We start from the raw sequence: 12,256 nt of genomic DNA on the forward strand, positions 1-12,256 counted from the left end.
TTATCTACCACCAAAAACTTTAGTCAGCTGACTTACTACCAGTGCCGCTCCCACATAATTTACTAGATAGGCTAAAGACAAAGGCACAAATAAAATCGCCACAACTTCTACACTGTGCATCATCCATGATGTCACAACTAGACCTAAACCTACATTGATGATATACCCTACTATACCACTTACTACATAAGAGAAAGATGAAGTCCTCTTACGTATACAATATCCTATACTAGCCCCAGTACAAGCCATGATCAAAGCTACCACCACATGCATAGGTACACTAAGAGGAAATCCGGTGAATACGGCCGTTGCTAAATGCCCTAAGGCCCCAAGCACAGCACCTGCTACAGGTCCTAGCAGTAAGGCTCCTACAAAAGCTGGCGACGAATCAAATCCAATGGAATACACACCAAAATGAATCTGTCCGCCTATAGCACAAAGAGCAATCAATAAGGCATAGACCGTAATCGTTCTAATATTCATAATACCCCCTCCTAGGGAAGAATAACTCATACTATTTCTATGTTTATTATAGGTGACCCCACCGTATAAAGCAATCATTCATGGTCTTTTCATGTACAACATCTATACTTTTTATATACATCTCTTTAATCTATTTTGAAAATACGTTACAATACAAATATATACCTTAACATGAAAGGAGCACCTATGAAAGTCTTAATTGTTGAAGATGAACAAATGCTGAATAATATTATTGCCAAACGTTTAAAACTAGAATCTATGATTGTAGATCAATGCTTTAACGGAGAAGATGGATTAGATTATATTTCCACATCTAGTTATGATGTGATCGTTATGGACATAATGATGCCAAAAATGGACGGTCATGCCGTAGTACAACAAATGCGTGAAGAAGGTAACAAAACCCCGGTTCTTTTCTTAACTGCTAAAGATACATTAGAGGATAAAGTATCTGGTTTAAATTTAGGCGCTGACGACTATTTAGTAAAACCATTTGAATTTGACGAACTCATTGCTCGCATCTATGCGTTAGCTCGCCGTGGTCGTAATCAAGCTACAGAAGATATTATTGCAGGGCCATTACGCATCAATCAAAAGAGCCGTTCCGTTCTTCGTAATGAAGAGCCTATAACATTAACTGCCAAAGAGTTCGACCTACTCTTCTATTTAGCAAGCAACCAAAATATCGTTTTATCTCGTCAACAAATTCTTGACCATGTGTGGGAATACGACTATGAAAGTTACTCCAACCTAATCGACGTATATATTAAAGACCTGCGCAAAAAAGTGGACACCGACGAAACTAAAAAATTAATTCAAACTGTTCGTGGCGTAGGCTATGTGTTCCGCACCGAGGAATAATCCATGCACGATGTAATCAAACGCTGTTGGAACTCCATAGAGACCCTTCTCTTGCGAGTTCCTTTGGTATATAAAATTACTAGTTGGTACTCTATTTTTCTACTGCTAATGATAGGGCTATTAGCTACCTTTGTAATCCAATTCACCCATATTTGGGACCAAAATGAAATCCGTACAGACCTACAAGAGGCTGTCATTGAATCCGCTAGTGACCCTAAAAAATTTAAGCCCTTTGATGACGGTATCTTTCTCTTAGTCTATACCCATGATGGAGTCGTCTTACGAGGTAATGTACCTGATTTATTTCCAAAAGAGGCTCCTCCTTCCTTTGATGCTATCACTGAAGTGAGTCATCAGAACCGTTCTTTTCTATACTACGATGCTCCCATTCAGCATCGCCCTGGTGTACAAGGCTATATTCGTGGCGTCGTACCTATGGCATTCCTTGATAGAAAGTCAAATAGCATGTTCTTCGCTTTATTATTCGGTGGTATTCTCTTCGTTACGGTTGCTGCTATTGGGGGCTATTGGATTATTCAACGAGGTTTAAAACCAGTACGTACCGTTACCAATTTAGCTGCACAAATTTCATTAAAGCGAGATTTATCAGAACGCATTGAAAATATCCCTGAATCTGGAGATACTATCTATCAATTAGCTTCTACTTTCAACCATATGCTCAGTAGTTTAGAAGAATCCTCTAATCGTGAAAAGCGCTTTAATTCCGACATTTCTCATGAATTACGTACGCCTATTGCTGTCATCCAAGCTGAAAGTGATTACGCTCGCCAATATGTAGCCTCCTTAGAAGAAGCAAAAGAAAGCTTTCAAAATATTTTTGTTCAAAGTAAGGGAATGGCAGACATGGTCTCACAATTGTTAGAAATTGCTCGCCTTGATAGTCTAACCAATATAGATAAAGAACCTGTCCCTCTATCCAAAGTGGCTGAACAATTAGCCCATACCTATACTCGATTAAGTAAAGAGAAACATCTTACTTTTACTAGCCATATTGATGAGTCTATCATTGTTTATGGCAACCAAATCCTATTGCAACAGGCAATGGCCAATCTTTTGGACAACGCTTTCAAATTTGCCCATACGAAAGTACACTTGGAAGTCTCATCAGGATCTACCATTCACATCTCCGTTCAAGATGATGGCATTGGTATCCCTCCAGAAAGCATCCCTTTAATTTGGGATCGATTGTACCAAGTAGACCCTTCACGTACCTCGAAAGAAAATAAAGGTCTCGGACTTGGGCTCTTTTTTGTACAAAATGTTGTGCAACTCCATGAAGGTACACTGCAAGTAGAAAGCACACCAGATGTAAAAACAACATTTGGCTTTGAGTTACCAATCCATAATAATTCTGAAACATAACAAAAGAGGATATCTGACAAAGTTGTCAGATATCCTCTTTCTTACTTCACTCACTATATATAGTCTATCAAATGTATTGAATATTTGGTCGATTTCCATGGATTTTCAACACTAAATAGCCAATGATCATCATTCCTATACCTGCCACCAAGAATACATAGGATGTACCCCAATAGGTGGCTACTATGCTAGCAAACAGCGGTCCTATCATATTTCCTAATTGTTGGGATGTCGTGGCAAGTCCGAATACTCGGCCACGCACTGATGGATCTGTATTCACGGTCATAGCTGATCCAAGGGATGGGAATATACCTACAATAAATACGCCAATAAGTAATTGCAAGGCCCCAAACCACCATAATCCAAACGGTAAACTTTGCAATAATAATACAGTTCCAGTACCCATTAGCCCATAAGATATAACTCTAAAGTATCCTCGCCGCTGTCCATAAGCAGCCCACACATTAGTCATAATCATGCCCATCACACCACCACCGCTGAGAATGGACCCTGCTAACATGGCAGCCCCTTCCATGGACCCTTTTAATTCTCCCACATAAATGGCCACAATAGGTTGTAGCATAAGCATAACAGCTTGCACTAAAAAATATAATCCTAAAATATGGAGTAGTACCTTATTTTGTTTTGCTGCTTGTAAATCTTCTGAAAAAGAAGTTGTTTTTACAGAAGCTTCACTTTCCACTTGTGGTTCTTTTACAAAGATAGCTATTGCTGCAGTGACGATAAATAAAGTAATCCCTGCCACCATAAATACAGGCCGCATCCCTACTGCTAGTTCTGTCAACCCTCCTGTTAAGGGACCCACAGTATTCCCTAGGACTAAACCCATCTGAAAGATACCCATCGCCGTACCTACACGTTCTTTTGGCACAGATAATGATACCATAGTCATAGCGGCTGGCATAAACCCATTGGCAAAACCTTGAAACGCACGAACTAATAAAAATTGATATTCATCTTGTACAAAAGCGCTCCATAAATACGATAGGCCAATCAAAATCCCTGCCCGTATTGCCATTAGTTTCTTTCCATGCTGATCCGCCAATCGACCCCATACAGGAGCCATGATAGCAGCGATAAAAAATGAAATAGAAAATGATAAGCCTGACCAAAGAGCTAACTGTTCCTGTTCCACACCGAGCTCTAAAAGATACACGGGAAGGAAAGGAATAATCATTGTATAACAAATGGCAAGCAGTGACATCCCTATAGTAAGAATCCACACTGCCACCATTCCTGTTTGTTGTAATCCTTTCATACTTTACTCCCTCTAGATATATACAAATTGTAACCTTATTGTAACATATCTACTGTAAGGCCCCAACAAGTCCCCTCCATAGACAGGGAAATAAAAATAGAGGATAGTTGATATACTATCCTCTACTCATTGTAACTATAAGTAGATTGTCACTATCTAGCCTTTGACATTATGCAAGACTTTCCATAACAAATTCTGTAACAATTGAAGCTCCTCTTGAGATAATCCCAATTTCGTTTCAATTAAATTTGGAATATGTCGAACTTTTTTCTCCAAAGACTTTCCTTTTGTTGTTAACGTAATCATCATAGAACGCTCATCTTGTTTAAATCGTTCACGTATAATTAAGCCTTTTTTCTCTAGCTTCCGTAACAATGGAGTTAATGTTCCCGAGTCTAAATAGATTCTCTCTCCAATCATTTTTAGATTCGCTTCTTTATATTCCCAAATAACAGACATTGCAAGATATTGTGTATATGTGATCCCCAACTCAGAAAGTTCTGGTTGACATGCTCGCAAAGCTTCTTTTGCTGCTGCATATAAAGGGAAGCCGATTTCTTGCTCTACCTTTAATTTCTCTTTTTTCATCCTAAAATTCCCTTACCTCTTTCTTACAACTTACACTGAAAAATGTCGGTCAATAACATCTTGAAGCGTTAAACTTTGCATATATTCACGCAAATGATTTTGTAGATGTTCCCATAATGGCAATGTACGGCATCCTTCGCTCATCGGACATGTGTTCACATCTTCCTCTAAGCAAGCTACAACTGCAATAGAATCTTCTGTAGCAGCAAGAATATCATAGACCGTATAGTCTTTTGGCTCTTTTGTCAGTTGGTAACCACCATACTTACCACGAACACTTTTTACATATCCTGCTGCACTCAATCGTGCTACAATTCCTTCTAAATATTTATCAGAAATATTTTGGCGCTCCGCCATTTCACGAATAGATACATTGCGATCTACACTGTGCTCTGCCAAATCAACTAGCACGCGTAATGCATATCGACCTTTAGTAGAAATTTTCATAAATAATACCTCTTCAAAAGTAGGATTTATACCTAATCTATATTATATATAGAACAACGAATTTTGTCTATATAGATTGTGTACATATTTAGTACCTATATTGCATAAGTAACACTCACAATATGCATATAAGCAATATATTTTGTATATTTACACATACTGAAAACCAGTGTCGCCTACTAATGTACTCCATTATAAACTTATTAGTATAATTTATATAATTTTATAAGTTTTATAATTTTTTTAAATAAATTGACTCAAAAAACCTATCCTAACCTTCTAGTCTATGCTACAATAAGGATGTAATTTTATTTATTACTAGGAGGTTCACCATGTTAGAACGCGTATTCGCCTTAAAGGAGCGAAATACTACAGTCCGTACAGAAATACTAGCAGGACTGACGACTTTTATTACGATGGCATATATTTTGCTATTAGCTCCCAACTTACTAAGCCTAGCTGGTATGGATAAAGATGCTGTATTAATTGCTACAGCCTTGGGTGGTGGTTTAGTCACCATTGCCATGGGAGTATTTGTTAATTATCCTATTGCTTTAGCACCAGGAGTTGGCCTATTAGCTTTTTATTCCTTCACCGTGGTTCTAGGTATGGGGTTAACATGGCAAACAGCATTAGGTGCTGTATTTATTTCTGGTCTTGTATTCCTTGTACTGACTCTGACGAAAATCCGTCAACTTATTATTGAAGCAATTCCTTCTTCTTTAAAGATTGCTATCACCGTAGGTATTGGCTTGTTCATTTGTATCATTGGTTTGAAACTATCTGGACTTATGACTATCGCCTTATCCTTACAACCTGGCACATTGAACGACATTGTAACTGCCAAAGGTCATGGAGCACCAGCTGCATCAGAAACCTTATTAACATTAGGAAACTTAAGCAACCCTGAAGTGCTTTTATCTCTTTTCTCTTTGTTCTTCTCTGCCGCTCTCATGGCTCGTCGTGTCCCTGGATCTCTATTAATTGGTGTTATCATCACATCTATCATTGCTTATGCGACTGGTATCGCTACTTTACCAGAATCTTTAAGCATTATAGCAGTCCCTGATTTCAGTAAAATTGCCTTTATGGAATTGGATATTTCATCAGCATTCCATGTTGGACTTATTACTATTATCTTTTCATTTACTTTCGTTGAACTCTTTGACTCCATGGGCACACTGATTGCTACTGCCTCTAAAGCAGGCATTGCAGACCCTAAAAAGGGTGAATTCCCAGGTCTTGGTAAAGCTATGATTGTAGACTCCCTTGGCGTTAGCTTCGGTGCTATGCTTGGTTCTAGCACAATTACTGCATTCGTTGAAAGTGCTGCTGGCGTAGGTGCTGGCGGTCGTACAGGATTGACTGCTGTTACTTGCGGCATCATGTTTATCCTTTGTCTATTCTTTGCTCCATTAATCGCATTAGTTCCGAATGCAGCTACAGCCCCTGTACTTATTTTAGTAGGAGCACTAATGATGGAAGCTATCCGTGAAATCGACTTCTCCGATTGGACAGAAGGTTTCCCTGCCTACTTAGTTATTGTATTAATGCCATTTACATACAGTATTGCTAATGGTGTTGCCGCTGGTCTTATTGTATATCCTTTGATGAAGTTTATCACTGGCCGTCATAAAGATGTACACTGGTTTATGTATGTACTAGGTGCGATTGTATTGGCAAAATACATTTGGTTTGAATAACATACTGAATAACATATAAAATAACTCCAAATACAATAGAGGAAAGTTGATTCCATCATCAACTTTCCTCTATTTTTTAGATTCTATAATACATGCTAGCACTACTCATATAAGAGTAATCGCCAACTTGTTTTACATGACAATAGGCATATCTCTCTATACATCAATGAAAGGGTCCCACAGGACCCTTTCATTGTATTTCGTATGTATTTCATATGCCTATAATCAACAGGGATCGGACCTAGTCCCAACTCTTGTACTACAGCAAGTCGTCTTCGTATACTGCTTCTTCAAAGAACAATGGCAACAAATCTTCACTATATTCATTCATGTCGCGGCCTGTTTTGGAGAATACCACAGATGCTGCAAAGCGCATTAATTCTGCTTCGTTCTCTGGATTGTTTACAAATTCATTAATAATTTTATCCATATCTAAATGGCGTTTCATAATGAATCGAGCTAATTTACGACGATTCACCGGATCATTCACCAATTCATCTACATCAATAATATACTCTGGCATTTTGATCGCAATATGCGTGTGGATTCCGTCTTCTTTCATGATAACCTCCTACATTGTACGCCCTATCGTAGGGCTACACTTATATATTAACAAATGTGATGTTTCACAACAATTACATAACGACTTTCTATCTGTTGCAGATACTCCTTATACATACCTGCATATCTGCCTATAGGTTCGCTATGCTCCGTACCCGCTCTTGTAAGCTAGCCTCATCAGTAAACACCGTATCTAAACACAGTCCATGGGCAGGCGCTGTTTTCCCGATTAATTGTCTATTCTCACCAGCTATAATACGTGGCACGTCCTCCGGTTGAAAGCGACCTAAGCCTACATCCACCAAGAATCCTGCTATATTCCGCACCATGTGATACACGAATCCATCTCCTAATACATGGATTCTGACAGTCGTTCCCTCTTGGAATACCTTTACAGCGTACATGGTTTTCACTGGATCTTGTACCGTCGTATTATGGCCTTTGAAAGTACTGAAATTATGTGTCCCTTCTAATGCCTTTGCGGCTTGCTTCATGGACGATATATCCAACGGTTTGCGCACATGGTAGGCATAACGCAGTTGTAGTGGATCAACCACGGCATCATTATGAATGGTGTAAATGTATTCCTTCCCTTTCACATAATTCCGTGGATTCCAATCCGACGACAGTTCCTGTGCCTCACGGACCACAATATAAGGTGGCATGTGAGCAATGAGGGCTCTCATTAGATTATCTACGGGAATCTTACCCGTAGTAGTGAATGCCACTACTTGTCCTCTAGCATGGACACCTGCATCCGTCCGAGAGGATCCGTAAATCGTGATGGGTTCATTACAAACCTTAGATAAAGCTTCCTCTAAATAGCCTTGTACGGTAGGTCCATTCTGTTGTCGTTGGTATCCACAAAGCTCTGTGCCATCATAGGCGACGATGAGTTGTATGGTTCTTGTCATATACCAAGTCCCCACCGCAATACAGCTAAGAGAAGACTCACGAACACCACTGCGCCAATACCATAGAAATCTAATGGACTATAGCGTAATTCTTTCATCCGTGTACGACCTTCTCCACCTCGGTAACAACGAGATTCCATAGCTACTGCCAATTCATCGGCACGGCGGAAAGCACTAATAAATAATGGAACAAGTAAAGGCACCATATTTTTAGCCCGTTTCAGTAAGGATCCTGTAGTAAAATCAGCACCACGGGATTCTTGGGCTTTCATAATGCGGTCTGTTTCCTCTAATAGTGTTGGAATGAACCGCAAGGCAATGGTCATCATCATAGCCAATTCATGGGCTGGCACACCAAAACGTTTCCATGGATTTAGGAGTCTTTCAATACCATCCGTCAACCGTATGGGCGATGTTGTATAGGTCAACAAGGATGAGAATACGATTAAGAAAATCAATCGTCCTGCCATAAGGCCACCCAAATTAAGACCTTCTCGACTGATATGAAGCCAACCATAGGTAAATAGATATTCTCCCGGTGTGGTGAATACGTGAATAGCCAAGGTGAATACAATGATAATCCACAAGGGTTTAATAGACAGCCACACCAGCCGCACTGGTAAACGAGATAACCCCAAACATCCGAAGGTAAAGGCCGCTACAATGCTATAGGTCACCAAACTATCCGCAAAGAAAATAGCAATGATGAAAATCATAGTGGCTATAATCTTAGCCCGTGGGTCCATGCGGTGTAACAAGGAATCTCCTGGAAAGTACTGGCCAATGGTAATATTACTTAGCATGGTGCACCTCCTTGAGATAGTCGTAAATATCTGCTACTGCCTCATGAACATGAACACGATCGATATTCACAGGAATATTTCGTTCTGCCAAAGCTTGCAAGGTTTGCGACAATGGCGGTACATCCACGCCAGCAGATTGTAATTTCTCACGGTCATTATGGAAAATTTCAATAGGGTTGCCATCTAATAAGACTTGCCCTTGGTGCATAACAATCAATCGATTCGCCATGCGAGAAATATCTTCCATATTATGGGACACAAGGATAACGGTAATCCCTTTTTCCTTATGTAGTTTCAGAATTTCTCCAAAGATTTCTTCTCGTCCAAATGGATCGAGCCCAGCAGAAGGCTCATCAAGAATTAAATAGTCTGGATCTAGGGCAATAACCCCTGCGATAGCCACACGGCGCATTTGTCCACCCGACAAATGGAAGGGAGACCGCTCTGCATAGGTATCGTAGTCTAAGCCTACAAATTTCATGGCTTCTCGCACACGGCGGTCCACTTCCGCCTCATCAAATCCTAGATTCTTAGGTCCAAAGGCAATATCTTTAGCAATGGTTTCCTCGAAGAGCTGATGCTCTGGATATTGGAATACCATGCCTACTTTATGACGTGTTTGTTTTACTGTTTCTGTTTTACCTACTAGGTCCACACCATTGACTGTTACGGTACCTGAGGTAGGATGCAATAAACCATTCAGATGTTGTACTAAGGTGGATTTACCCGACCCGGTATGGCCGATGATGCCTACAAACTCACCTTCGTGAATGGTCAAGCTCACATCGTGAAGAGCCGTTTTTTCAAAAGGTGTCCCCTGTCCATAGGTGTAGGTTACATGTTCTAATTGAATTGACATATGGCCTCCCCTAGTTCTTCATTGCTAGTAATGCCCTTTGGCATAGTGACCCCTTTTTCCTGTAAGCGCACCGCAATTTCTGACGGCACCGGCACATCTAGACCAAGACCTTTTAACGTATCTACATTCATAAATACATCTTTTGGAGCTCCTTCATCGATGACCTTACCTTGTTTCATCACAATGATACGATCTGCTAAAGCTGCTTCTTCCATAAAGTGCGTAATATATACGATAGTGATACCTTCTTCTTTATTGAGACGGTACACCGTATCCATGACTTCTTTGCGTCCTTTGGGATCAAGCATAGCCGTTGGCTCATCTAATATGATACATTTCGGCTTCATCGCTAAAACACCAGCAATGGCGATACGTTGCTTTTGCCCTCCTGATAATAAGTGCGGACCATGTAAAGCATAGTCCGACATGTTTACCGCTGCTAAGGCTGCGTCCACACGACTGCGAATCTCTGGGGCTGGTACCCCTAAGTTTTCTGGACCAAAAGCCACATCTTCTTCTACAATGGCTGCCACGATTTGATTATCTGGATTTTGGAATACCATGCCCACATTTTGGCGAATATTCCAAATTAATTGTTCTTCTTTTGTATCCATTCCTAAAACGGTAACGGTACCAGATGTAGGTTGCAATAGGACATTAAAATGTTTGGCAAGGGTACTTTTACCACTCCCATTGGTCCCTATAATACTGACAAACTCACCTTCATGAATGTGAACGCTCACATCCTGTAAGGCGTGTACCTCACGGCCCATTTCGTCTTGGTACACATGACTCATATGGTCCGTAGCGATCATAACTTGTTTCATTTTTTATCTAATTTCCTCTCTACGTAAGTACAATTGTTACTTCGTATTATAATCTACTTCATTATACCTTGTAGAAAGGTTTAGGACAATAGGCAACCTTGGGGAATATTGTTGGGTTTACAAATGGTCTCTTAATTCTATATTTTTCTTTTCATCTATGGTTATATGAAGTCAAGAAAGTGGAAAAATAATCTAAATTATGATATTCTGTAAGCATATTTATATATTATAAATTATATAGGGGGTATATTTTATGAAACGTAAGTATTATATGATTGCTTTATTAGTAAGTGCATTAACAGCTAGCCTATCACCATCTACAGTAGATGCAAAGCAGGGACACGATATTAATGTAGCTATTAAAACTACAATAAATCCTGCATTAGAAAAGCAGCCTCAAGAAAATCCAAATAGTATTTCTAACAGAATAAAAGATATCGTATCCCCAAAGTCTATGACAATAGGAACCATCCCTAAGGGAAACCTTTATATTCCCAAAGATACACCTATTACACTAGAATTAACACAACCTATTAGCTCTAAAAAAAAGTAAGAAAAATACTAGCTTTGTTCTAAGGACTGTTGATAATTTAATTCTTAATGGAACAATCATTATTCCAAAAGGTGAAGAAGTTAGAGGTAAAGTGATTGATTCTCATGGGAATGGTATGTTTGGTCGAGGAGGCCGTTTAATTATAGATATCCCAAGTATTAAAACTCTTAATAATGTAACTATTCCACTTAACGGGTATGTAAATGGATATGGTTCTGATGATACTGGTGCTGTTGCTGTAACGGCAGTAGTTTCATTAGTAGGGGGATTCTTTATGCGTGGAGAAAATATTTACTATGAACCTGGTCAACTATTTACAGTAACAGTTCAAAAAGATACAGATTTAGAAGTAACCCCTGAGACATTGGTGCAAGCAATGGATCAAAATAAAGTTCGTGGTCAATCTTTAGAAGTAAAGGTAGCGAATTAAATATTGATATGTAAAAAGACCATAATGAACTGATATAGTTCATTATGGTCTTTTATATTGCCCTAAATTATTATTGTTTGAAGAAAATGGCTCTCTTTGTACTTTGTCAGTTGCAACTTCCTATTTGTTCCTGGCTGTAGATTTTGTGCGCCCTTTGGACTTCAAAATCTTACGCCAGGAACTAAGCGATGCTCTATGATTTATGCGTCGCTTCTTCTTTTTTTACCTTTTTACATTTTCCTTTTCCTACTTTGTTCCTGACTGTGGGTTTTATTCGCCCTTCGGGCTTTAAAACCTTACGCCAGGAACTAAGCGATGCTCTATGATTTATGCGTCGCTTTGCTCCTTTAAATCATGAGCCCTGCTTATCCCAGGCCTTATCAGATATACCTTAGTCATTACTCGATTAATCTGGCTGGAAACGGCTAGACCAAAATAATATATTACATTAGAAAAGAAAAAGAGACACCATTCGGTGTCTCTTTTTCTTTTCTTAATCAGCAACTTCCTATCCTCCCAGGCCGTTTCCAGCCAAGTACTTTCGGCGTTTACGAGCTTAACTACT

Annotated in this window: 15 protein-coding genes; 5 read left to right on the forward strand and 10 right to left on the reverse strand. The window is 39.4% G+C overall.

Features of this window, described 5'->3' with window-relative positions; all coding sequences use genetic code 11:
• Positions 1–483, reverse strand: coding sequence for an ECF transporter S component (locus EO111_RS06505; RefSeq protein ID WP_164723762.1), 483 nt, complete (start codon positions 481–483; stop codon positions 1–3).
• Positions 484–669: 186 nt separating this feature from the next.
• Between EO111_RS06505 and EO111_RS06510 the strand changes: the two genes are divergently transcribed.
• Complete coding sequence (locus EO111_RS06510) at positions 670–1,344, forward strand: response regulator transcription factor (RefSeq protein ID WP_127011056.1); 675 nt, start codon at positions 670–672, stop codon at positions 1,342–1,344.
• Positions 1,345–1,347: 3 nt separating this feature from the next.
• Complete coding sequence (locus tag EO111_RS06515) at positions 1,348–2,727, forward strand: cell wall metabolism sensor histidine kinase WalK (protein WP_126941157.1); 1,380 nt, start codon at positions 1,348–1,350, stop codon at positions 2,725–2,727.
• A gap of 67 nt (positions 2,728–2,794) precedes the next feature.
• Here EO111_RS06515 and EO111_RS06520 read toward each other — a convergent pair whose 3' ends face one another.
• The 3 genes from EO111_RS06520 to EO111_RS06530 form a co-directional block, all read right to left on the reverse strand.
• Complete coding sequence (locus EO111_RS06520) at positions 2,795–4,006, reverse strand: MFS transporter (protein WP_126941158.1); 1,212 nt, start codon at positions 4,004–4,006, stop codon at positions 2,795–2,797.
• Positions 4,007–4,162: 156 nt separating this feature from the next.
• Positions 4,163–4,594 carry a MarR family winged helix-turn-helix transcriptional regulator gene (locus EO111_RS06525; RefSeq protein ID WP_127011057.1) on the reverse strand — a complete coding sequence of 144 codons (432 nt, stop codon included), beginning with the start codon at positions 4,592–4,594 and terminating at the stop codon, positions 4,163–4,165.
• A gap of 30 nt (positions 4,595–4,624) precedes the next feature.
• A complete protein-coding gene (locus EO111_RS06530) occupies positions 4,625–5,041 on the reverse strand; it encodes an Rrf2 family transcriptional regulator (RefSeq protein WP_009353240.1) in 417 nt (138 codons plus the stop codon).
• Positions 5,042–5,373: 332 nt separating this feature from the next.
• Between EO111_RS06530 and EO111_RS06535 the strand changes: the two genes are divergently transcribed.
• Entirely contained in the window at positions 5,374–6,744 is a 1,371-nt protein-coding gene (locus EO111_RS06535) for an NCS2 family permease (RefSeq protein ID WP_009353152.1), read from the forward strand.
• A 259-nt stretch (positions 6,745–7,003) separates the two neighbouring features.
• On the opposite strand, the gene EO111_RS06540 is transcribed toward EO111_RS06535, so the two are convergent.
• The 5 genes from EO111_RS06540 to EO111_RS06560 form a co-directional block, all read right to left on the reverse strand.
• Positions 7,004–7,306 carry a hypothetical protein gene (locus EO111_RS06540; protein WP_126941162.1) on the reverse strand — a complete coding sequence of 101 codons (303 nt, stop codon included), beginning with the start codon at positions 7,304–7,306 and terminating at the stop codon, positions 7,004–7,006.
• Positions 7,307–7,436: 130 nt separating this feature from the next.
• Entirely contained in the window at positions 7,437–8,219 is a 783-nt protein-coding gene (gene truA / locus EO111_RS06545) for a tRNA pseudouridine(38-40) synthase TruA (RefSeq protein ID WP_127011058.1), read from the reverse strand.
• Positions 8,216–9,022 carry an energy-coupling factor transporter transmembrane protein EcfT gene (locus tag EO111_RS06550; protein WP_127011059.1) on the reverse strand — a complete coding sequence of 269 codons (807 nt, stop codon included), beginning with the start codon at positions 9,020–9,022 and terminating at the stop codon, positions 8,216–8,218. Before EO111_RS06550 ends, truA begins: the two co-directional genes overlap by 4 nt.
• Positions 9,012–9,881 (reverse strand): energy-coupling factor transporter ATPase, encoded by an 870-nt coding sequence (locus EO111_RS06555; protein ID WP_127011060.1) that lies wholly within the window; start codon positions 9,879–9,881, stop codon positions 9,012–9,014. The genes EO111_RS06550 and EO111_RS06555 overlap by 11 nt, the downstream gene beginning before the upstream one ends.
• Positions 9,866–10,708, reverse strand: a complete 843-nt coding sequence (locus EO111_RS06560) for an energy-coupling factor transporter ATPase (protein ID WP_127011061.1) — start codon at positions 10,706–10,708, stop codon at positions 9,866–9,868. The genes EO111_RS06555 and EO111_RS06560 overlap by 16 nt, the downstream gene beginning before the upstream one ends.
• A gap of 253 nt (positions 10,709–10,961) precedes the next feature.
• On the opposite strand from EO111_RS06560, the gene EO111_RS06565 reads away from it, so the two are divergent.
• Positions 10,962–11,261 carry a hypothetical protein gene (locus EO111_RS06565; RefSeq protein WP_127011062.1) on the forward strand — a complete coding sequence of 100 codons (300 nt, stop codon included), beginning with the start codon at positions 10,962–10,964 and terminating at the stop codon, positions 11,259–11,261.
• Positions 11,262–11,352: 91 nt separating this feature from the next.
• Positions 11,353–11,691, forward strand: a complete 339-nt coding sequence (locus tag EO111_RS06570) for a hypothetical protein (RefSeq protein ID WP_164727614.1) — start codon at positions 11,353–11,355, stop codon at positions 11,689–11,691.
• A 327-nt stretch (positions 11,692–12,018) separates the two neighbouring features.
• Here EO111_RS06570 and EO111_RS08355 read toward each other — a convergent pair.
• A partial coding sequence (locus EO111_RS08355; protein ID WP_206168940.1) for a hypothetical protein occupies positions 12,019–12,256 on the reverse strand: 238 nt, incomplete at its 5' end.

The organism is Veillonella sp. CHU594, from assembly GCF_003992265.1.
Classification (GTDB): Bacteria; Bacillota; Negativicutes; order Veillonellales; family Veillonellaceae; genus F0422.

Coding starts and splice junctions, on each gene's coding strand:
- EO111_RS06525 (WP_127011057.1), bottom strand. CDS start 4,594: ATGAAAAAAGAGAAATTAAAGGTAGAGCAAGAAATCGGCTTCCCTTTA.
- EO111_RS06540 (WP_126941162.1), bottom strand. CDS start 7,306: ATGAAAGAAGACGGAATCCACACGCATATTGCGATCAAAATGCCAGAG.
- EO111_RS06565 (WP_127011062.1), top strand. CDS start 10,962: ATGAAACGTAAGTATTATATGATTGCTTTATTAGTAAGTGCATTAACA.
- EO111_RS06550 (WP_127011059.1), bottom strand. CDS start 9,022: ATGCTAAGTAATATTACCATTGGCCAGTACTTTCCAGGAGATTCCTTG.
- EO111_RS06530 (WP_009353240.1), bottom strand. CDS start 5,041: ATGAAAATTTCTACTAAAGGTCGATATGCATTACGCGTGCTAGTTGAT.
- EO111_RS06505 (WP_164723762.1), bottom strand. CDS start 483: ATGAATATTAGAACGATTACGGTCTATGCCTTATTGATTGCTCTTTGT.
- EO111_RS06560 (WP_127011061.1), bottom strand. CDS start 10,708: ATGAAACAAGTTATGATCGCTACGGACCATATGAGTCATGTGTACCAA.
- truA (WP_127011058.1), bottom strand. CDS start 8,219: ATGACAAGAACCATACAACTCATCGTCGCCTATGATGGCACAGAGCTT.
- EO111_RS06510 (WP_127011056.1), top strand. CDS start 670: ATGAAAGTCTTAATTGTTGAAGATGAACAAATGCTGAATAATATTATT.
- EO111_RS06520 (WP_126941158.1), bottom strand. CDS start 4,006: ATGAAAGGATTACAACAAACAGGAATGGTGGCAGTGTGGATTCTTACT.
- EO111_RS06555 (WP_127011060.1), bottom strand. CDS start 9,881: ATGTCAATTCAATTAGAACATGTAACCTACACCTATGGACAGGGGACA.
- EO111_RS06515 (WP_126941157.1), top strand. CDS start 1,348: ATGCACGATGTAATCAAACGCTGTTGGAACTCCATAGAGACCCTTCTC.
- EO111_RS06535 (WP_009353152.1), top strand. CDS start 5,374: ATGTTAGAACGCGTATTCGCCTTAAAGGAGCGAAATACTACAGTCCGT.